Annotated in this window: 18 protein-coding genes; 11 read left to right on the top strand and 7 right to left on the bottom strand. The window is 74.2% G+C overall.

Annotated elements, in window-relative coordinates:
* The first annotated feature begins 118 nt into the window (after nt 1-118).
* The 7 genes from AB0B63_RS27630 to ahcY all read left to right on the top strand — a co-directional run bounded on the left by AB0B63_RS27630 (nt 119) and on the right by ahcY (nt 8793).
* Nucleotides 119-1588 (top strand): hypothetical protein, encoded by a 1470-nt coding sequence (locus AB0B63_RS27630; RefSeq protein ID WP_357023893.1) that lies wholly within the window; start codon nt 119-121, stop codon nt 1586-1588.
* A 69-nt stretch (nt 1589-1657) separates the two neighbouring features.
* A complete protein-coding gene (locus tag AB0B63_RS27625) occupies nt 1658-3040 on the top strand; it encodes a phosphomannomutase/phosphoglucomutase (protein ID WP_208570322.1) in 1383 nt (460 codons plus the stop codon).
* A gap of 63 nt (nt 3041-3103) precedes the next feature.
* Entirely contained in the window at nt 3104-3289 is a 186-nt protein-coding gene (locus tag AB0B63_RS27620) for a Trm112 family protein (RefSeq protein ID WP_357023889.1), read from the top strand.
* On the top strand, nt 3286-4482 hold the full coding sequence (locus AB0B63_RS27615; RefSeq protein ID WP_208570323.1) for an SIS domain-containing protein: 1197 nt from the start codon (nt 3286-3288) through the stop codon (nt 4480-4482). The genes AB0B63_RS27620 and AB0B63_RS27615 overlap by 4 nt, the downstream gene beginning before the upstream one ends.
* Nucleotides 4483-4573: 91 nt before the next feature.
* A complete protein-coding gene (locus AB0B63_RS27610; protein ID WP_219467397.1) occupies nt 4574-5581 on the top strand; it encodes a cation diffusion facilitator family transporter in 1008 nt (335 codons plus the stop codon).
* Nucleotides 5582-5583: 2 nt separating this feature from the next.
* Nucleotides 5584-6996, top strand: a complete 1413-nt coding sequence (gene manA / locus AB0B63_RS27605) for a mannose-6-phosphate isomerase, class I (protein WP_357023884.1) — start codon at nt 5584-5586, stop codon at nt 6994-6996.
* Between the two features lie 309 nt (nt 6997-7305).
* A complete protein-coding gene (ahcY, locus tag AB0B63_RS27600) occupies nt 7306-8793 on the top strand; it encodes an adenosylhomocysteinase (RefSeq protein ID WP_208570326.1) in 1488 nt (495 codons plus the stop codon).
* A gap of 104 nt (nt 8794-8897) precedes the next feature.
* On the opposite strand, the gene AB0B63_RS27595 is transcribed toward ahcY, so the two are convergent.
* Nucleotides 8898-9068, bottom strand: coding sequence for a hypothetical protein (locus tag AB0B63_RS27595; protein ID WP_208570327.1), 171 nt, complete (start codon nt 9066-9068; stop codon nt 8898-8900).
* A 299-nt stretch (nt 9069-9367) separates the two neighbouring features.
* Between AB0B63_RS27595 and efeU the strand changes: the two genes are divergently transcribed.
* The 3 genes from efeU to efeB are packed head-to-tail and all read left to right on the top strand — an operon-like array spanning nt 9368 to nt 12774.
* Nucleotides 9368-10264, top strand: coding sequence for an iron uptake transporter permease EfeU (gene efeU / locus AB0B63_RS27590; protein ID WP_244253421.1), 897 nt, complete (start codon nt 9368-9370; stop codon nt 10262-10264).
* A 25-nt stretch (nt 10265-10289) separates the two neighbouring features.
* Nucleotides 10290-11423 carry an iron uptake system protein EfeO gene (efeO, locus tag AB0B63_RS27585; RefSeq protein ID WP_208570328.1) on the top strand — a complete coding sequence of 378 codons (1134 nt, stop codon included), beginning with the start codon at nt 10290-10292 and terminating at the stop codon, nt 11421-11423.
* A 49-nt stretch (nt 11424-11472) separates the two neighbouring features.
* Complete coding sequence (gene efeB, locus AB0B63_RS27580) at nt 11473-12774, top strand: iron uptake transporter deferrochelatase/peroxidase subunit (RefSeq protein WP_357023879.1); 1302 nt, start codon at nt 11473-11475, stop codon at nt 12772-12774.
* Here the strand turns inward: efeB and AB0B63_RS27575 are convergent.
* Entirely contained in the window at nt 12767-13852 is a 1086-nt protein-coding gene (locus AB0B63_RS27575; protein ID WP_357023876.1) for an RDD family protein, read from the bottom strand. The two genes, efeB and AB0B63_RS27575, sit on opposite strands and share 8 nt — an antisense overlap.
* 41 nt (nt 13853-13893) lie before the next feature.
* Here AB0B63_RS27575 and AB0B63_RS27570 point away from each other — a divergent pair, with 41 nt between their 5' ends.
* Nucleotides 13894-14943 carry a stage II sporulation protein M gene (locus AB0B63_RS27570; protein ID WP_357023873.1) on the top strand — a complete coding sequence of 350 codons (1050 nt, stop codon included), beginning with the start codon at nt 13894-13896 and terminating at the stop codon, nt 14941-14943.
* A gap of 16 nt (nt 14944-14959) precedes the next feature.
* On the opposite strand, the gene AB0B63_RS27565 is transcribed toward AB0B63_RS27570, so the two are convergent.
* The 5 genes from AB0B63_RS27565 to AB0B63_RS27545 all read right to left on the bottom strand — a co-directional run bounded on the left by AB0B63_RS27565 (nt 14960) and on the right by AB0B63_RS27545 (nt 20112).
* Entirely contained in the window at nt 14960-16270 is a 1311-nt protein-coding gene (locus AB0B63_RS27565) for a DUF58 domain-containing protein (RefSeq protein WP_357023870.1), read from the bottom strand.
* A complete protein-coding gene (locus AB0B63_RS27560; RefSeq protein ID WP_208570332.1) occupies nt 16267-17256 on the bottom strand; it encodes a MoxR family ATPase in 990 nt (329 codons plus the stop codon). Before AB0B63_RS27560 ends, AB0B63_RS27565 begins: the two co-directional genes overlap by 4 nt.
* Complete coding sequence (locus AB0B63_RS27555; protein ID WP_357023867.1) at nt 17253-18572, bottom strand: DUF4350 domain-containing protein; 1320 nt, start codon at nt 18570-18572, stop codon at nt 17253-17255. Before AB0B63_RS27555 ends, AB0B63_RS27560 begins: the two co-directional genes overlap by 4 nt.
* Nucleotides 18573-18664: 92 nt before the next feature.
* Nucleotides 18665-19270 (bottom strand): DUF4129 domain-containing protein, encoded by a 606-nt coding sequence (locus tag AB0B63_RS27550; protein ID WP_357023864.1) that lies wholly within the window; start codon nt 19268-19270, stop codon nt 18665-18667.
* Nucleotides 19267-20112: a hypothetical protein gene (locus tag AB0B63_RS27545; protein WP_357023861.1), complete on the bottom strand. Its 846-nt coding sequence runs from the start codon at nt 20110-20112 to the stop codon at nt 19267-19269. Before AB0B63_RS27545 ends, AB0B63_RS27550 begins: the two co-directional genes overlap by 4 nt.
* Nucleotides 20113-20258 lie beyond the last annotated feature (146 nt).

The following is a 20258-nucleotide window of genomic DNA, read 5'->3' as shown; positions in this document are numbered from 1 at the left end:
GCCGCCCGCCCGGGGAACGAGTAATACGGCCCACATGCGGGACGCTCTGTCACCGGGTGGGTCGCTGACCGGGTTGTAACCTGACCCGCGGCCCCGCCGGGGCGGGAGGGGAGGGGAGATGTCCGTGTGTCGGCAGGCGACGCGGGTGGTGGCCGTCGGTGCGCTGCTCGGTGGCCTGGTGGCGGTCGGCGCGCTCCCCGCGTATGCGGACTCGGACCGGGTGCGGGTCCGGGCCTCGGGTGCCTTCTCCGCCGGTGGTTCCCCGGGCGCGGTCTCGATCGAGGTGCGTAAACGTAGCGCCGGATGCGTGTCGCTGCGTACCGCGCTGGGGCTGAGCCTCATCGGGGTTGGCGCGGACCAGGTGCGGGTAGAGGTGCAGACCGGCGGCCGCTGGTCCAGCGTGCCCGTTTCCGGAGACGGTGGCGTGGTACGGGTCTCCCGTACCTCGTCGGCGGCTCCACCGTTGTGCAGGGGGAAGAGCAGCACCGTCCGCTACCGGGTGGCGTTCCTGGCCGGGGCACCGGCGGGTCGGTTGGCCGTGGTCGGTGAGGCGACCACGGCGGTCGGCCGGCTGATCGGCCGGGGCACCGACACGTCCAGGGTCGGCGGGAGGGCTGCCGGCACCCCGACCCCGAGTCCCACCCCGACCAGGAAGCCCACGCCCACCCCCGTCGCGTCCACCCCCGTGCCCGCGACGGAGCCGGTGGCCACCCAGGCCGTGCTCGCCGCCTCGCCCGCCGGCCGGGCCGCCGCCGCAGAGACCTCCGGAGGATCCATGATCATGTACGCCGGTATCGCCCTGGTGGTCCTGGGTGCCGGGCTCATCGCCCTGTTGATCTTCCGGTCCCGGGCCGATCGGGCCCGCGCCAGGGCGGCTGATGCCGACCACGCCCCGGCCGCCGCCCCGGCTGACTTCCCGGCCGTCCCGCAGCCCCGCAACCCGGGTCCGACCACCTACCGCTCCGGGGTCGCGGTGCCGGGTCCGCCCCCGCCACCCGCCGGCCAGGTGTACGGGGGCCAGCAGCCGCCCGCCGGTGGCCAGGTGTACGGGCAGCCGCAGCCCCAGCCCCAGCCGTCCGCGCCGGCCCGCCCCGGCAGCCTGTACGGGGCACCCGGCACCTACCCGGCGGTGACACCCGCCCCCGCCCCCGCCCCGCGCCCGGCCGGCGGGGTGTACGGTGCCCGCCCGGCCTCCGCCCCGGACCACCCCGCTTCCGCCCCACCCTCGGCTGCCCCACCGGTGTCGGCCCGGGCCGTCCCCGTCCCGCCGGCCGCCGCTCCGCCTGCCCAGGCCGTCCCGGCCCCGCCCGTCTCGGCCCCGCCTGTTCCGGCTCCGTCGGTCTCGGCTTCGGCTGTTCCGGCTGCGCCCGCCTCAGCCCCGCCTGCTCCGGCTCCGGGTGTCCCCGTGCCGCCGGCTCCGGACGGCTCCACCGCAGCCCCGTCGGCTGCCGCCCCGCCGGCCCCGTCGGCCGCTGTTCCGCCGGCCCCGGCGCGGCCCGTCTCCGTCCCGCCCGACCAGGGGCGGTCCGCTCCGACGCCCACCACCGGCGGTGGGTCGACAACGATCATGCCCCAGCTCCCCGGCTAGCACGGGACGGACGCCACCGCTCCGATACGCTCAGGGTCGTTGACGACCCCTGTCGAGGAGCTGAAACCGGTGTCTGACCTGTCCCAGATCGTGAAGGCGTACGACGTCCGTGGGACGGTGCCCGACCAGTGGGACGAGCGGGCGGCCGAGGCGCTGGGGTCCGCCCTCACCCAGGTGCTCAACTCCTCCGGTGAGCCGGGCGACGCCGTGCTGGTCGCGCACGACATGCGGGCCACCGGCCCGGGGCTGGCCGCCGCCTTCGCCACCGGGGTCCGGGCCGAGGGGCGGGCCGTGATCGAGCTGGGGCTGGCCTCCACCGACATGCTCTACTACGCCTCGGGCGCGCTGGGCCTGCCCGGGGCGATGTTCACCGCCAGCCACAACCCGGCGCAGTACAACGGCATCAAGATGTGCCGCTCCGGTGCCCGCCCGATCGGCCAGGACAGCGGCCTGGCCGACATCCGGGTCCGGGCCCAGGCGCTGCTGGACTCCGGCACCCGCCCCACCGCCGCGCCGACGGCCCCCGTCGACCGGCGTGACCTGCTCCCCGACTACGCGGCCCACCTGCGCAAGTTGGTGGACCTGTCGACCATCCGCCCGCTCAAGGTGGTGGTGGACGCGGGCAACGGGATGGGTGGCTACACGGTGCCGAGTGTGCTCGGCGACGCGGCGCTGCCGGCCCTGCCGTTGGAGATCGTCCCGCTCTACTTCGAGCTGGACGGCACCTTCCCCAACCACGAGGCCAACCCGCTCGACCCGAAGAACCTTGTCGACCTGCAGCGGGCGGTGGTGACCCACTCCGCCGACCTGGGCCTGGCCTTCGACGGTGACGCCGACCGCTGCTTCGTCATCGACGAGCGGGGCGAACCGGTCTCCCCCTCGGCGATCACCGCCCTGGTCGCCGCCCGCGAGCTGGCCAAACACCCCGGCTCCACGGTGATCCACAACCTGATCACCTCCCGCGCGGTCCCGGAGATCATCCAGGAACACGGGGGGGTGCCGGTGGTGGCCCGGGTCGGCCACTCCTTCATCAAGGCCGAGATGGCACGCACCAACGCGATCTTCGGGGGCGAGCACTCGGCGCACTACTACTTCCGGGACTTCTGGTTCGCCGACACCGGGATGCTCGCGGCCATGCACACCCTGGCCGCATTGGGCGAGCAGTCCCAGCCGCTGTCCCTGCTGGCCAGCGTCTACGAACGGTACGTCGCCTCCGGCGAGATCAACTCCACGGTGACCGACCAGGCCGCCCGGGTGGCCGAGGTGCGGGCCGCCTACCCGCAGGCGGAGGCGGACGAGTTGGACGGGCTCACCCTGCGGTTCCCCGACGGCGCGTGGTTCAACCTGCGCGCGTCCAACACCGAGCCGCTGCTGCGGCTCAACGTGGAGGGCCCGACCCAGGAGCGGATGACCTCGCTGCGTGACGAGGTGCTGGAGCGGGTTCGCCGATAAGATCCCTCGCGCCGGTCGGCACCGTCGACCGGCACAGACCACACACGTGGAAGGAGCCGCGCCGTGGCCCTGGACCCGCAGTTGCTCGAAATCCTCGCCTGCCCGGACACACACCACGCACCGCTGGACTACGACGCTCAGGCCCGGACCCTCACCTGCACGCAGTGCGGTCGCATCTTCGAGGTGCGCGACGACGTGCCGGTGCTGCTGCTGGACGAGGCACGCGGTGGGCCGGAGGCGCAGCGGTGATGGAGGGGACGGCCGGCGTGAGTGGCCGGCGGGTGGCCGACGAATCGATGCTGGACGACCCGGAGGCGGTCGCCAGCCACGATCCGGGTGGAATGTTGCGCTTCACCGCCTCCGCCGGGGCCCAGGTGCGGGAGTCCGCCGCGCTGGCCGCCGAGGCCAACCTGGCGCTGCTGGAGGACGAGGGCCGCCCCCGGGCGGTCGTCATCGCGGGCATCGGCACCGCCGGGCGTACGGGGGACGTGCTCGCCACGGTCGCCGGGCCGCGCTGCCCGGTGCCCGTCATCCCGCACCGCAGCGCCGGGGTGCCCGGCTGGGTCGGCGCGGCCGACGTGGTGATCGCGGTCAGCGCGTCGGGTCGCAGCCCGGAGGCGCTGGGTGCCGCCGAGGCCGCACACCGCCGGGGTGCCCGGTTGGTCGCGGTCGGCGCCCCCGACTCGCAGTTGCAGTCGGTGGCCGAGCGGGCCCGTGCCCCGTTCATCCCGGTGCCCCGCCGGGCCCCGGCCCGCGCCAGCCTCTGGGCGCTCACCGTGCCGGTTCTGCTCGCCGCCCGTACGCTCGGCCTGGTGAAGGTCAACGAGGCGGATCTGGCCGAGACGGCGGCCCGGCTGGACGCCGACGCCGACCGGTGCCGGTCGACCGCCGAGTCCTTCGTCAACCCGGCGAAGTCGCTGGCCCTCGGGCTGGCCGGGTCGATTCCGATCGTCTGGGGGTCGTCCCCGCTGGCGACCGTGGCGGCCCGCCGGTTCGGCGACACGCTGTCGGCCAACGCCCGTTACCCGGTGGTCGCCGGGGCGCTGGGTGAGGCCGGCCGGGGCCGGGTCGGCCTGCTCGACGGCGTCTTCGGGGGCCTGGTGGAGTCGACCCGGGACATCTTCGCCGACGCGGACGAGGCCGAGCCCGACCCGACCCGGTTGCGGCTGGTGCTGCTGCGTGACGGCGGGCTCAACGCCGACGACGACACCGACGAACCGCTCGCCGTCGAGGAGCGCCGCGCCGACGCGGTGCAGACCCTCGCCGAGCGGCGGGGCGTGCGTTGTGACGTGGTCACCGCCGAGGGTGGTTCCGCGCTGGAACGGCTCGCCTCCCTCGTCGCGGTGCCCGACTTCGCGTCGATCTATCTGGCCCTGGCCCATGGGCTGGACCCGATGGCCGTACCGGCCGTCACCGAGATGAAGGAGCTGTCGAACCAGTGAACGCATGCAGGGACCGCGCTGTGGGCGAGCGGGCCGTCGGACCGGGTAGCGCGGCGTCTCACGTCGCCGCGTCGCGGAGCGGAGCGACAGCGTGAGCGCGAACGGTGGGACCAAGGCGATCATCGCCGCCCTGCTGGCTAACGTCGGCATCGCGATCACCAAGTTCATCGCGTTCCTGCTGACCAGCTCGTCGTCGATGCTGGCCGAGTCGATCCACTCGGTGGCGGACTCGGGCAACCAGGCGCTGCTGCTGCTGGGTGGTAAGCGGGCCAAACGGGCGGCCACCCCGGAGCACCCCTTCGGGTACGGCCGGGAGCGCTACATCTACGCGTTCATCGTGTCGATCGTGCTGTTCAGCCTCGGTGGCCTCTTCGCGCTCTACGAGGCGTGGCACAAGGCGGCCGACCCGCACCCGATCACCGCGTGGCAGTGGGTGCCGGTGACGGTGCTGCTGGCGGCCATCGTGATGGAGGGCTTCTCCTTCCGTACCGCGATCAAGGAGTCGAACCACACCCGGGGCAGCCAGTCCTGGGTGAACTTCATCCGTCGGGCCAAGGCGCCGGAGCTGCCGGTGGTGCTGCTGGAGGACTTCGGCGCGCTGGTCGGTCTGGTGCTCGCGCTGTTCGGTGTGGGGTTGACGCTGATCACCGGCAACGGCATGTGGGACGCCGCGGGCACCGCGATGATCGGCGTACTGCTGGTGATCATCGCGATCGTGCTGGCGATCGAGACCAAGAGCCTGCTGCTCGGTGAGGGTGCCGACCCGGCCGACCTGGCGACCATCGAGCGGGCGGTCACCGCCGGCCCCGAGGTCGAGCGGATCATCCACATGAAGACGCTCTACCTCGGTCCGGAGGAGCTGATGGTGGCCGCGAAGATCGGCGTGCCGGCCTGGGAGAGCGCCGAGGAACTCGCCCGGGGGATCAACGCGGTCGAGGCGCGGATCCGTACGGCCGTGCCGATCGCCCGGGTCATCTACCTGGAACCGGACATCTACAGCGTGGCCGCCGAGCGGGCCGGCACCGGCACGGCCGCGCCGACCGCCGTCGTGCCGTCGCCGAGCGAGTCGGGTGAGGTGGCCGGGCGGGCCGGGGGCTGAGCGTGGAGCTGCTCTACGGGTCGATCCGCGACTACGCCTGGGGGTCCCGCTCGGCGATCGCCGAGTTGCAGGGGCGACCGGTGCCCAGCGCCGGCCCGGAGGCGGAGTTGTGGCTGGGCGCCCACCCGGGTGGCCCGGCCACGGTCGACCGGGGCGGCGAGCGGATGAGCCTGACCGATCTGCTGGTCGCCGAGCCGGATCACTGGCTCGGCGACCAGGTGGTCGGCCGGTTCGGCACCCGGCTGCCGTTCCTGCTGAAGGTGCTCGCGGCGGAGGCCCCGTTGAGTCTCCAGGCCCACCCGGACGCCGAGCAGGCCCGCGCCGGGTACGCGGCCGAGCAGGCTTGCGCCGGGCAGGCGGAAGCAGGGCGGCCGGAGGCCGGGCAGCCTCGCGCCGGGTCACCGGCCGGGCAGGCTCGCGCCGGGTCACCGGCCGGGCAGGCGGAAGCAGGACAGCCGGAGGCCGGGCAGGCGGAAGCCGGGCGGGCAGGGGTGGGCAGTGGCACCGGTGTGGGCCGGCCCGGAACCGCTGCCGAGGCGGGCCACGCCGGAACCGCCGCCGGGGCGGGCCACGCCGGAACTGTCGCCGGGGCGGGTCGGGGTGGGCGGCCGCGTAACTACGTCGATCCCTACCACAAGCCGGAGTTGCTGGTCGCGTTGACGCCGTTCGACGCGCTCTGCGGGTTCCGTGACCCGGAGGTGTCGGCGACGGCGTTGGCCGGGTTCGGCGTACCGGAGCTGTCGCCGGTGGTGGCCGCGTTGCGGGCCGGTCCGGCGGGGCTGCGCGAGGCCGTACGGACGCTGCTGACCTGGCCGGACGCGGACCGTGCCCGGCTGATCGGGGCGGTGCGCACGGCGGACGTGACCGGGCCGGACGCGGACCTGGCCCGGGAGTTGGCCGACCGCTACCCGGCCGACCCGGGGGTGCTGGTGGCGTTGCTGCTGCACCACGTCCGGCTGACGCCGGGGGAGGCGATCTGGATGCCGGCCGGCAACCTGCACGCCTACCTGCGGGGTTGCGGTGTGGAGATCATGGCGGCCAGTGACAACGTGTTGCGCGGCGGGCTGACCCCCAAGCACGTGGACGTCGACGAGTTGCTGCGGGTGCTGTGCTTCGAGGTGCTGGACGATCCGGTGATCGCCGCCCGTCCGGTGGCGTCCGGGGTGGTCCGGTGGCCGGTGCCGGTGGACGATTTCGCGTTGCACCGGGTGACGGTGGAGGCGTCCGGGCCGGAGGTCCGGCTGCCGTTGCCCGGCCCCCGGGTGGTGTTCTGCCACAGCGGCAAGGTCGCGGTGGACGACGGGGTCGGCGCGGTGATGCTCGGTCCGGGGCAGGCCGCCGTGGGCACGGCCGCCGCGACGGCACTTGTCGTCTCCGGTACGGGCGCGGCGTTCGTCGCCAGTTGCGGCATCTGAACGATCTCACCCCTTTTCCGCAGCAGAGTTGGCGGCAAACGCGGCACGCCGCAAGTCCGACTTTCCCGAATTGCTTGACTATGCCGTGGCGCAGTGTAACTATATGTGTACGCAGCGTTGTCGCGACGAAGGTCCGGTGGCGCGCGGGGGAAACCAAACCGGGGGGATGCACGGGGCGGCCGGCAGGTGGGCGGAGGTTTCGTCCGGTGCCGACCGCCCCGTGTGCTGTCCCGAGGCGGCCCACCGTGCGCCGCGAGAAGGCGAGCGTAAGGTGGATGGTCGCGCAGCCATCGTTCGACAGGAGCCTTCATGACCAGCACCCTCCCGGCGTCATCCAGCGACGCCCGGCCGGCCACCCTCGCCGAGGGCGACTACAAGGTGGCGGATCTGTCGCTCGCCGAGTTCGGGCGCAAGGAGATCCGCCTCGCCGAGCACGAGATGCCCGGCCTGATGGCGATCCGCCGTGAATTCGCCGACGCCCAGCCGCTCGCCGGCGCCCGGATCACCGGTTCGCTGCACATGACCATCCAGACCGCCGTCCTGATCGAGACGCTGGTCGCCCTCGGCGCGCAGGTCCGGTGGGCGTCCTGCAACATCTTCTCCACCCAGGACCACGCCGCCGCGGCGATCGTGGTGGGCCCCGAGGGCACCCCGGAGGCCCCGGCGGGCGTCCCGGTCTACGCCTGGAAGGGCGAGAGCCTGGAGGAGTACTGGTGGTGCACCGAGCAGGTGCTCGCCTGGCCGGACGGGCAGGGCCCGAACATGATCCTCGACGACGGTGGTGACGCCACCCTGCTGGTCCACAAGGGCGTCGAGTTCGAGAAGGCCGGGGTCGTCCCGCCGGTCGAGTCCGCCGACTCCGAGGAGTACGCGGTCATCCTCCAGGTGCTGCACCGCAGCCTCGGCGAGGACAACCAGCGCTGGACCCGGATCGCCGCCGGCATCAAGGGCGTCACCGAGGAGACCACCACCGGCGTGCACCGGCTCTACGAGATGCACCGGGCCGGCACCCTGCTCTTCCCGGCCATCAACGTCAACGACTCGGTGACCAAGAGCAAGTTCGACAACAAGTACGGCTGCCGGCACTCCCTGATCGACGGCATCAACCGGGCCACCGACGTGCTGATCGGCGGCAAGATGGCCGTCGTGCTCGGCTACGGCGACGTGGGCAAGGGCTGCGCCGAGTCGCTGCGCGGCCAGGGCGCCCGGGTCGTGGTGACCGAGGTCGACCCGATCTGCGCCCTCCAGGCGGCGATGGACGGCTACCAGGTCGCCACCCTGGAGGACGTGGTCGAGCAGGCCGACATCTTCATCACCGCGACCGGCTGCTTCGACGTCATCACCAACGAGCACATGGCCCGGATGAAGCACCAGGCCATCGTCGGCAACATCGGCCACTTCGACAACGAGATCGACATGGCCGGCCTGATGAAGCGCTCCGACGTCACCCGGGAGAACATCAAGCCGCAGGTCGACGTGTGGCGCTTCGACGACGGCCACGCCATCATCGTGCTCTCCGAGGGCCGCCTGCTGAACCTGGGCAACGCCACCGGTCACCCGAGCTTCGTGATGTCGAACTCGTTCGCCAACCAGACGATCGCCCAGATCGAGCTGTTCACCAAGACCGACGAGTACCCGATCGGCGTCTACGTGCTCCCCAAGCACCTGGACGAGAAGGTCGCCCGGCTGCACCTGGGCGCGCTCGGTGCCCGGCTGACCGAGCTGACGAAGGAGCAGGCCGCCTACCTCGGCGTCTCTCCGGAGGGCCCGTTCAAGCCCGAGCACTACCGCTACTGAGCACACCCGTGCAGGGCCGGCCGCCGAGCGGCCGGCCCTGCACGCGTCCGGGGGTCTCGTGGGGCGGTGGGGCGGTCCGGCGGGGTCGTGGCCGGTGGATGCCGCTACCGTCGCCCGGCAGAGCGGATCTTGTCGCGGCGGGCCGGACGGACCCAGGTCCACACGCACCAGGCGAGCCAGGCGAGGGAGACGACCAGGGCCAGCGGGCGCAGCCGGAGTGCGTTGAGGACGATCACCAGCGCGAGCACGCCCAGCCACGGGCCGAAGCCCTTCACCGGTGCCGTCCCGGCCGGCGGTGGCGAAGCGCGCCGGGGGCGGAACTGGCCGGTGGCGGGGCGTACGCGGGGCGGAGGGTGGGGGTGCGGGGCGTGTCGGGCACGGGCCGTCCTGTCCTGGGGTACGTCGGATTTTGCCACGTCGGGCGTTGGCTGGCACCCCCCGGCCAGCGGGTCCGCCCGACCATCCCGGCCAGGGTGAACCCTGTCATGAACGACTTGACGGGACCCCGGATCAGGAGGAAGGTATGGCTGCCCTAAGTAAACTGAGGCATGCCTGACCACGACACGGAGTACCGATGTTCGCCACGTACCTGATCGGCCTGCGGGAGGGCCTGGAGGCGACGCTGGTCGTCAGCATCCTGGTCGCCTTCCTGGTCAAGTCGCAGCGCCGCGACCGGCTGCCCCAGGTGTGGGCCGGCGTCGGGCTCGCCGTGGCCCTGTCGGTGCTGTTCGGTTGGCTCATCGAGTACACCTCGACCTCACTGCTGGCCCGCTCCGAGGACCGGGAACTGTTCGAGGCGGTCACCTCGGTCGCCGCCGTCGTCTTCGTCACCTGGATGATCTTCTGGATGCGTCGGGCCGCCCGGACGATCGCCGGTGAGCTGCGCGGCAGACTGAGCGAGGCGTTGGCCGTCGGCTCGTTCGCGGTGGCCGGGATGGCGTTCCTCGCGGTGGTCCGGGAGGGCCTGGAAACCGCCCTGATCTTCTACTCGGCGGCGCAGAGCGCGACCGGCGGCACCGGCTCCGGGCCGCTGCTGGCGCTGATCGGCGGCATCGTCACCGCCGTCGGGATCGGCGTCCTGCTCTACCGCAGCGCCCTGCGGATCAACCTGTCGACGTTCTTCACCTGGACCGGCGCGCTGCTGATCCTGGTCGCCGCCGGCATCCTCAAGTACGGCGTGCACGACTTCCAGGAGGCCGGGGTGCTCCCCGGCCTCAACGACCTGGCGTTCGACATCACCGGCGTGCTCGACCCCAACACCTGGTACGCCGCACTGCTCGCCGGCATGTTCAACATCACCGCCGCGCCGAGCGTGCTGGAGATGGTCGCCTGGGTCGCCTACGCCGTACCGGTGCTGGTGTTGTTCCTGCGGCGGCCGGCGGCCCCCGCGAAGCCCGCACCGGCCGGCGACCCCGCCCCCACCGGCGACGGTAACCCCACCACCCAGCCGGCCGTGTCGCGGCGAGCCTGAACCTTCCCGAGGAGACAAGCAAACGATGCGTACCACCCGTTTCCTGGCGCTCGCTGCCGTCGGCGCGCTTGCCGTCACCGGTGTCACCGCCTGCGGCGGCAAGGACGAGCAGCAGGATGGCGCGGCCGCCAACACGGTCAAGGTCAAGGCCACCGACAGCGTGTGCGAGGTCGACGTCACCGAGTTGGACGCCGGTCAGGCGACCTTCACCGTGACCAACTCCGGCAGTAAGGTCAACGAGTTCTACGTCTACGCCGCCGGTGACCGGGTGATGGGCGAGGTGGAGAACATCGCCCCGGGGCTGAGCCGCGAGTTGCGGGTGGAACTGCCCGCCGGCACGTACGAGACGGCCTGCAAGCCGGGGATGAGCGGCCGGGGCATCCGGGGCGCGCTGAAGGTCAGCGGCACCGCCGCGACCGTGGCCCCGGACGCCGCGCTGACCCAGGCCACCGCCAGCTACCAGCGGTACGTGACCAGCCAGACCGCCGCCCTGCTCACCAAGACCGAGGAGTTCGTCGGCGCGGTCAAGGCCGGCGACGTGCCGAAGGCCAAGGCGCTGTACCCGGTGGCCCGCACCTACTGGGAGCGGATCGAGCCGGTCGCGGAGAGCTTCGGCGACCTCGACCCCAAGATCGACGGTCGGGAGGAGGTCATCGAGGAGGGCATGGAGTTCACCGGCTTCCACCGGATCGAGAAGGACCTCTGGACCACCGGCGACATCAGCAAGGACGGCCCGATCGCCGACCGGCTACTGGTCGACGTCAAGGAGATCGTGGCCCGGGCCAACGCCGAGAAGCTCACCCCGCTCCAGCTCGCCAACGGGGCCAAGGCCCTGCTCGACGAGGTGGCCAGCGGCAAGATCACCGGCGAGGAGGAGCGGTACTCGCACACCGACCTCTGGGACTTCAACGCCAACCTGGAGGGCTCCAAGGCCGCCGTCGCCGCGCTGCGACCCGCGCTGGAGCAGCGCGCCCCCGAGCTGGTCGCCCAGCTCGACAAGGAGTTCGCCAACGTGGAGGCGGCGCTCGGCAAGCACCGCGACGGCGACGGCTGGAAGCTGCACACCCAGCTGAGCAAGACCGACCTCAAGGAGCTGTCGGACAGCATCAACGCCCTCGCCGAGCCGGTCAGCAAGGTCGCCGCCGCCGTCGCCCGGTGACGACGGGTCAGCACGGCCGTCGTACGGCCGGTCCCTCCCAGGAGAGTCGATGAGCGAGCAGAGCAGCACCACCGGCCGGGGCCGCCGCCGGTTGACCCGACGGCGGGCGATCACCCTGGCCGGGGTCGGGGTCGCCGGGGTGGCGGGGGTGGCCGCCGGAGCGGGCGCGTTGACCCGCGACGGCGACCGGGCCGCCGCCTACGACGGGGCCGCCGGGGCGGTGCCGTTCCACGGTGAACACCAGGCCGGGATCACCACCCCGGCCCAGGACCGGCTGCACTTCGTCGCCTTCGACGTGATCACCAAGGACCGGGACCGGCTGGTCGCGATGCTCCAGGAGTGGACGGCCGCCGCCGCCCGGATGGCCGGCGGAAAGGACGCCGGGGTGATCGGTGCCGTCGGTGGCGTGCCGGAGGCCCCGCCGGACGACACCGGCGAGGCGCTGGGCCTGCCCCCGTCGCAGCTCACCCTGACCGTCGGCTTCGGCGCGACCCTGTTCCGCGACGCGCAGGGCCGGGACCGGTTCGGCCTCGCCGGCCGCCGCCCCGCCGCGCTGGCCGACCTGCCGCACTTCGCCGGGGACGCGTTGCGCCCGGAGATCTCCGGTGGCGACCTGTGCGTGCAGGCGTGCGCCAACGACCCGCAGGTGGCGGTGCACGCCATCCGTAACCTGGCCCGGATCGGGATGGGTGTGGTCAGCGTCCGCTGGTCGCAGCTCGGCTTCGGGCGTACCTCGTCGACGTCGCGGGACCAGGCGACCCCGCGTAACCTTTTCGGCTTCAAGGACGGCACCGCCAACCTCAAGGCCGAGGACGCCGGGCTGCTGCGTGAGCAGCTCTGGGCCCAGCCGGAGGACGGCGCGGACTGGATGACCGGCGGGTCCTACCTGGTCACCCGCAAGATCCGGATGCAGATCGAGACCTGGGACCGCAGTTCGTTGACCGAGCAGGAGCAGATCGTCGGCCGGACCAAGGGCAGCGGTGCGCCGCTGGGCCGCCGCGACGAGTTCGACGAGCCGGACTTCGCCGCGAAGGGCGACGACGGTCAGCCGGTGATCGCCGTCGACTCGCACGTGCGCCTCGCCCACCCCACCCTGAACAACGGTGCCCGGCTGCTGCGCCGGGGCTACAACTACGTCGACGGCTCGGACGGGCTGGGCCGGCTCGACGCCGGGCTGTTCTTCATGGCCTACCAGCGGGACCCGCGCCGGCAGTTCGTGCCGATCCAGACCCAGCTGGCCCGCAACGACGCGATGAACGAATACCTGCGGCACGTCTCCAGCGGCCTGTTCGCCTGCCCGGCCGGGGTCCGGGACGCCGCCGACTGGTGGGGTCGCGCCCTGTTCAGCTGAGCGGCGACCCGGAATCCTCCGGCGACGCCGACCGCAGTACCGGCACAGCCGGGCGCACCCCGGCCGGGGCCGGGGCGGGGCCCGGGGCCGGCGGTTCGACGGCGGGGGCCGGCGGTTCGACGGCGGCGGGGGTGGTCGGGTGCAGGTCGGGCCAGAGGGTGGCGGTGAGCGCCCGGTTGCGGCGCAGCCGCAGCGTGCCGCGCCGGTTCCGTTCCGCCAGCACCGCCGCCAGCAGCAACGGCTCCGGTACGCCGGGCGGTGACTTCGGGGCGGTCACCGCCGCCACCTCGCACCACAATTCCCGGGCCAACCTCGACCGGTACGGCTCGACGATCTGCCCGGCCCGGGTCAGGTACTGCCGGACCGCCAGGGCCAGCGCGTCGTCGAGCCTGGTCAGGTCCAGGGTGGCGGCCCAGCCGGCCAGCGGCGGAATGATCCGTGGGGCCGGTCGCCAGCCCTGCGTCGTGCGGGTGTGCACCACCATGGTGCCGGCGACCAGGTCGCCCAGCCGTCGCCCGCGTGGATCGGTCAGCATCACGGTGACGCCGGCCACCCAACTCAGCAGCGGCAGCACCAGCCCCGGCCACTCCACGGCCACCCCCACCAGCGCCCGGGTCAGCGACTGGCGCAGCTCCACCGGGCCGCCGTCGGCGCTGACCACCCGCAGGCCCACCGCGAGCTTGCCGGGCGTCCGGCCGTGGTTGAGGCGTTCCCAGGCGACCGGATAGCCGACCAGCACCAGCACCAGGCCGAGCGTCTCCAACGCTCCGGTGAAGGCCCGGTCCACCACCGGGTCGGGCAGCAGGATCAGCACCACCGGGGTCAGCGTCAACGCCAGCAGCGCCGCGCAGAGCAGTTGACCGACGACGTCGATCAGGAGCGCCAGGACCCGGGAGCCGAGCCGGGCCGCCCGCACGTCCAGCTCGACGGCCTCGCCGCTGATCAGCCCGGCGTCCGCCCAGCGTCCGCCGGCCGGGGTGTCCGCCGGGCCGACGCGGGCCGGGGTGTCCGCCGGGCCGACGCGGGTCGGGGTGTCCGCCGGGCCGACGCGGGTCGGCACCGGTGGTTGCGCTCTCACCCGGACAGTGAACACTATGGGCGCGGGACGGGGGAGGACCAGTGGATCTCGACGCGTACGTCGCCGAGCACAGCCACGAGTGGCGGCGGCTGGAGCTGTTCTGCGACCGGCGTCGACTCGACGTCGACGAGATCGACGAGATGATCGTCCTCTACCAGCGCACCGCCACCCACCTGTCGGCGCTGCGCAGCCGGGCACCCGATCCGGCCCTGGTCAGCCGGTTGTCCCAACTGGTGCTGCGGGCGCGGGCCCGGATCACCGGTCGCCGACGGCCGTCCTGGGGGGCGTTGGGGCGGTTCCTGGTCGTCGGGTTCCCCGGCGCGGTCTACCGGGCCTGGCCGTGGTGGTGTGCGGTGGCCACCGGGTTCAGCCTGCTCAGCGGCTTCCTCATCTGGTACGTCGCGGGCAACCCGGGCACCGCCGCCGCGTTCATCGGCCCCGACGCCGCCGCCGACCTGGTCGACTCCGGCTTCGCCGGCTACTACACCGAGTTCTCCGCGCCCACGTTCGCCTTCCACCTGTGGACCCACAACGCCTGGATCGCCGCCCAGTGTCTCGCCTCGGGGGTGCTCGTCGTGCCGGTGTTCTACCTGCTGTGGCAGAACGCGCTGAACGTCGGGGTGGTGGGTGGGGTGATGGTCTCCTACGGCCGGGCCGACGTGTTCTTCGGCCTGATCACCCCGCACGGGCTGTTGGAGCTGACCGGGGTCTTCGTCGCGGCCGGGGTGGGGCTGCGGACCGCCTGGGCGTGGATCTCGCCACCGGAGCACCTGGGCCGGGGGCGGGCGGTGGCCGAGGCGGGCCGCTCGGCGATCCTGGTCGCGGTGGGTCTGGTCGGGCTCTTCGCGGTCTCCGCACTGTTGGAGGCGTTCGTCACCCCGTCGCCGGTGCCGGTGTCGCTGCGGGTCGGCGTCGGTGCGACGGTGTGGCTGGGCTTCCTGGCGTACGTGGTGCTGCTCGGTCGCCGGGCGGTCGCCGTCGAGCGCGTACCGGCCGAGCGTGCCGACCCGTGGCTGGCCGAACTGTGGCCCTCCACGGACCCGGCCCGCGCCTGGCACCCCACCCACCGCCCGCACCGACCCGTGCCGTGAACGGACCGGACCCAGGTCAGAGCTGGCCGAGGGCCTTGAGGCGCAGGTAGGTGTCGGCCAGGGCGGGGGCGAGGCGGTCCGCCGGGGCGTCCACCACGGTCACCCCGTACCGGCCGAGGGCGGCGCGGACCCGGTCCCGCTCGGCGAGCGCCCGCCAGCCGGCCGCGGCGGCGTAGGCGTCCCCGGTGCGGACCGGCGGGAGGGTGGTCAACGCGGTGAGCACCGGGTCGTGCGCGGCCGCCACGATCACCCGGTGCCGGGCGGCCAGCCGGGGCAGCACCGGCAGCAGCCCCTCGGCGAGCGCGCCCGCCTCCAGGGCGGTGAGGAGCACCACCAGGCTGCGCCGCCGGTGCCGGCGCAGGATCTCCGCGACGATCAGGTCGAAGTCGGTTTCCACCAGCGCCGGGTGCAACGGTGCGAGCGCGTTCACCAACCGGTGGAGCAGGGCCGGCTGGCTGCCACCGGTGACCGTGGTCCGGATCTGCGCGTCGGCGGCGAGCAGGTCGACCCGGTCGCCGGCCCGGGAGGCCAACGCGGTCAGCAGCAGCGCGGCGTCGATGGCGGTGTCCAGCCGGGGCTCGTCCCTGACGCGTACCGCCGAGGTGCGGCCGGTGTCCAGCACACACACCAGTCGGCGGTCGCGCTCCGGACGCCAGGTGCGGACCAGTACGTCCGCGCGGCGGGCGCTGGCCCGCCAGTCGATCGACCGGACGTCGTCGCCGACCACGTACTCGCGCAGGGTGTCGAACTCGGTGCCCTGGCCCCGCCCCCGGGCGACCTGGGTGCCGTCGATGACCCGCAGCCGGGACAGCTTCTCCGGCAGGTGCCGACGGGAGTCGAACCGGGGCAGCACCCGCAGCGTCCAGCCGGGGGTGGCCGGTCGGCCCGCCCGCTGCCGCAACGCCAACCCGAGCGGCCCGAGCGAGCGCACCGTCACCGTCACCGCCGGCCGGTCGCCGCGCCGGGTGGGGGTGAGCCGGTTGGGCAGCACCAGTACCCCGCCCGGTCCGACCCGGGACACCCGGCCCGGCGGTACGTCCGGACGGGCCCCCGCCGACGGCACCCACCCGTCGCGCACCTGGGCACGCAGCGTACGGCCGGAGGTGTTGGTCAGGCGCAGGGTGACCGTCGCGGACCGGCCCAGCCGGACGGCCCGGTCACCCTCACGGTCGACGGTGATCGTGTGCAGCGGCGCGGCGAGCGCCCAGTCCACGGCGGTCAGCAGCAGCACCGCGCCGGTCATCACGGCCACCCCGCGCACCGGGTCCGGCCAGAACGCCAGGGTGGGCACCCCCACCAGCAGCAGCACGGCCGCCCGCCAGGTCATCGCGGGGTCGGCACGGTGGCCAGCACCGTGTCCAGCACCATGTCGACCCCGACCCCCTCCAACTCCACCTCGGGGCGCAACCGCAGCCGGTGCCGCAACGTGGGGCGGGCGGTGGCCTTCACGTCGTCGGGGGTGACGTGGTCCCGGCCGGCCAGCCACGCCCACGCCTTCGCGGTGCTGAGCAGGCCGGTGGCGCCCCGGGGCGACGCGCCCAGCTCCAACGCCGGGGCGGTCCGGGTGGCCCGGCACAGGTCCACGATGTAACCGAGCACCGGCTCGGCCACGTGCACCCGGCCCACGGCCTCCCGGGCGGCGGCCAGGTCGGCGACGCCGGCCACCGGGCGTACGCCGGCCGCGCCGAGGTCACGGGGGTCGAAGCCGGCGTGGTGGGCGCGCAGCACCCCCAGCTCCTCGTCCCGGTTGGGCAGCGGCACGGTCAGCTTGAGCAGGAACCGGTCGAGCTGCGCCTCGGGCAACGGGTAGGTGCCCTCGTACTCGACGGGGTTCTGGGTGGCGGCCACGATGAACGGTTCGGGCAGCGGCCGGCGGGCGCCCTCGACGGACACCTGGCGCTCCTCCATCACCTCCAGCAGCGCCGACTGGGTCTTCGGCGGCGTCCGGTTGATCTCGTCGGCGAGCAGCAGGTTGGTGAAGACCGGCCCCTCCCGGAAGGTGAACGCGGCGGTACGCGGGTCGAAGATCAGCGAACCGGTGACGTCACCGGGCATCAGGTCGGGGGTGAACTGGACCCGCTTGGAGTCCAGGTCGAGGGCGGTGGCGACGGTGCGGATCAGCAGCGTCTTGGCCACCCCGGGCACGCCTTCGAGCAGGACGTGCCCCCGGCAGAGCAGGGCGATGACCAGGCCGGTGACCACGGCGTCCTGGCCGACGACCGCCTTGGCCACCTCGGTGCGCAGCCGGTGCAGGGCGGCCCGGGCGTCGTCCGGGCCGGCCGTGGGCTCGGCGGTGGTGGCGGGTCGGGTCACCGGGGGTCTCCTTCGGTCGGACGGCCGGGCGCTGCCGCCACGGTACGGGTCAGCCGGTCCAGCGACCGGGCCAGCTCCAGCAGTTCGGCGTCGGTCTCCGGTGCCGCGCCGCTCAGCAGTTCGCGGAGCTGCTCGGGGGTGTCGCCGGTCTGCCCGGCCACCCGGGCGGCCAACTCCGCGTGGGTGGTGCTCGCGGGTAGGTGGAGCCGGCCGCGCAACCGTTCCCGGGTGGCGGCTCGTAGGGTTTCGGCGGCCGGGCCCCGGGCGCGGGCCCGTTGGTAGAGCCGGGCCCGGCCGAGGGCGGTCTCGGCGGCGCGGACCTCGACCGGCAGCGGCTCGGTGACCGGCGGGCCGAGCCGGCGGGCCCGCCACAGCACGGTCAGCAGGGCGGCCAGGGCGAGTTGGAGCAGTAGCGCCCAGAACCAGGGCGGGAAGGCGTCCAGCAGCGGGTGGTCGTCAGGTGGTGGCGGACCGGCCGAGTCGGGGGCGTCACCCCGTCCGTCGCCTCCGCCGGTGGCGGGTCCGGGGCCACCCGGGCCCTGCTCGCCGGTGCCGTCGCCGTAACCGGTGGACCCGCCGGGGGCAGGTGACCAGGCGGGCTCGCCGGTGCCGTCGGGACGGCCGACCGTGGGGGCCGGTGCCGGCCCGTCCAGGTCCAACCAGACCACCCGACCGTGGACCCCGAGCAGGCCGGTGCCGAGCGTCTCGTTGCCGTGTTCGGCGATCCGGTCGTTGCGGAACGGGTCGCTGGCACCGATCACCACCACCTCGGCCCGGCCGGGCAGCCGGACCAGGCCGTCGCCGTAGCAGCGGTCGAGGGTGGCTGCGGTGCCGGGCGCGGCGGCGTACCGCTGGAGTAGGGCGGCGGCCACCCCGGCCCGGCTCGCCTCGGGTAGTGGACAGGGCCGACCGTCGGTGTCGGGTCCGACGGCCCGGGCGGCCCACCGGCGGTCGGTCGGCACCACCGGCAGGCCGGCGGATTCGAGCACCCGGCGGGACGGGTCGACGAGGACCAGTCGCCGGCCGGCCGGCAGCTCACCCAGCGTGTCGAGGGTGTCGGGGTGCAGCAGTTCCGCCGCCGGCACGAAGAGGGTGGCCGGGCCACGGTCGAGGCCGAGCAGGGCGGGCAGCAGGTCGGTCTCCCGGTCCACGGTGACGCCCCGGGCGCGCAGCGCGTCGGCGAGGCGGCGGCCACCGTCGTCGTCGGTGGCGACCGGGGAGAGGAAACCGGGGTCGGTCGGGTCGGGCTGGTCCAGCGCGTGGGCACCGACGGTGCCGGCGAGCAGCACGGCGGCCAACGCCAGCGGCACGATCACCCGGTGTCGGCGGCGCCGCCGGCCCGGCCCGGCCGGTGGCGGGCGGACGGGGGCCGGTGGCGGGCTGTCGACCGTCGGTGTGGCGGGGCGGGTCACCGGGGCCCCCCGTCCGGCTGTGGGTGGGTGAGGGCCCGGTCCAGCTCGTCGGCGAGTTCCCGCATCCGCTGGTCGTGTCCGGCGGCGGCGGGGCGTTGGGCGTACCACAGCTCGGCGAAGATTGCTCCGGCGGCGCGTAACGGCGGGTCGACCGGGGGACGGGCGTGGGCCGCCGCGTCGGTCAGTTCGGTGACGGTCATCCCGGGTCGGGGTGCGACCGCACCGACGGCGACCAGCCGGCGGATCATGTCGCGCAGCCGTTCCCGGACGGCTTCGGCGTACCGGCCCTCGGCGGCCAGCCGGTCGGCCAGGGAGCGCCCGGGGCCGGCGGCGGGGGTGTCGTCTCCGGTGCGGGGGCGGGGCAGGGTGACGCCGGGCGGGTCGTCGGCCGACCGCTGTCGTCGCCGCCAGCGGGGCAGCCTGAGGCGGGGTAGCCTGAGCCGGGGCAGCCGCCAGCGGGGCAGTCGGCGGGGCACCCAGGCCGGGAAGTGGTACCAGGCGAGCGCGGTCAGCCCGGCGACCAGCACCAGCAGCAGTGCGGCCAGCGGCAGCGGCAGCACGTCGCCGAGCGCGGCGACGGCCTCGGTCCACCACCGGCTCACCGATCGACCGCCGGCAGGCCGGCCGCGACGGACCCCGCGGGGGTACGGGCGAGCCGGATGTCCAGCCCTTCGGCGCGCATCCGGGTGTCCAGGTGGTTCACCGCGTCCAGACAGGCCAGCGCGGGGTAGGCGACGCTGTTCACCGCCGCCCAGGCGAGCATCGCGGCGACGACCCGCACGTCGGGGTCGGCCAGGTCGACCAGGTGCAGCGACTCGACGCCGAAGAAGAGACCGAGGGCGAGACCGACCCGCAGCACCCACCAGCCGAGGTAGCCGAGCAGCCGGACGGCGGCGGCCCGACCGCGCAGCGCGACGCGGACCGACCGGGGCACCGCCGACGGTCCGGGCACCCGGTCCACCACCACGGCTGCGGCGACCGAGCCGAGCAGTCCCCAGCCGACGAGCCAGGCCGGGCCGAGCAGCGCCGCGACCAGCATCAGCAGGCCGACCGCCGGGGCGAGCAGCAGGGTGACCCCCCAGTGGGCTCCGGCCGGGCGGAGCAGGTCCCCCATGCCGGTGCGGCGGCCGAGCAGGGCCGCGCCGGCGGCCCGCGCGGCCGGGTTGCCGAGCAGCAGGACGATCACCGCCTCACCGGCGGCGCCCACCGCGAGCAGTTGCCACCAGAGCGGAAACGACCCGCTCTCGCTCCACCACACCGGGGGTACGGCGTCGGCAAGCCGGCGCAGCGGGTACAACAGCACCTGTTCACCGGCGGCGAGCAGGACGCCCAGGGGGACCAGCACCCGCCCCTGGGCCCGCAGCAGCAGCACGGCGGAGTCGAGCAGTTCACCGACGGTGAGCGGACGGCGGGGGAGCACGGCGGTCGGGCCGACATCGGGCACGCGTACTCCTGCGGATGGTGGCTGGCGGGGGGCGACCTGCCCGGGGATCATGGTGACACGGTCCGACCGGTCGGGTGGATCCGCCGTGCGGGCCACCGATACGGCCATCGGGGGAGATATCGCGCGTGGGGCGTGCGGTGGCACCT

The organism is Micromonospora sp. NPDC049081 (assembly GCF_040648835.1).
In the GTDB taxonomy this organism is placed as follows: Bacteria; Actinomycetota; Actinomycetes; order Mycobacteriales; family Micromonosporaceae; genus Micromonospora; species Micromonospora antibiotica.
The sequence above is the reverse complement of the archived record's forward strand: the minus strand, read 5'-3'. Positions and strand labels throughout refer to the sequence as shown.

Coding starts and splice junctions, on each gene's coding strand:
- AB0B63_RS27630 (WP_357023893.1), top strand. CDS start 119: ATGTCCGTGTGTCGGCAGGCGACGCGGGTGGTGGCCGTCGGTGCGCTG.
- ahcY (WP_208570326.1), top strand. CDS start 7,306: ATGACCAGCACCCTCCCGGCGTCATCCAGCGACGCCCGGCCGGCCACC.
- efeU (WP_244253421.1), top strand. CDS start 9,368: ATGTTCGCCACGTACCTGATCGGCCTGCGGGAGGGCCTGGAGGCGACG.
- efeO (WP_208570328.1), top strand. CDS start 10,290: ATGCGTACCACCCGTTTCCTGGCGCTCGCTGCCGTCGGCGCGCTTGCC.
- efeB (WP_357023879.1), top strand. CDS start 11,473: ATGAGCGAGCAGAGCAGCACCACCGGCCGGGGCCGCCGCCGGTTGACC.
- AB0B63_RS27565 (WP_357023870.1), bottom strand. CDS start 16,270: ATGACCTGGCGGGCGGCCGTGCTGCTGCTGGTGGGGGTGCCCACCCTG.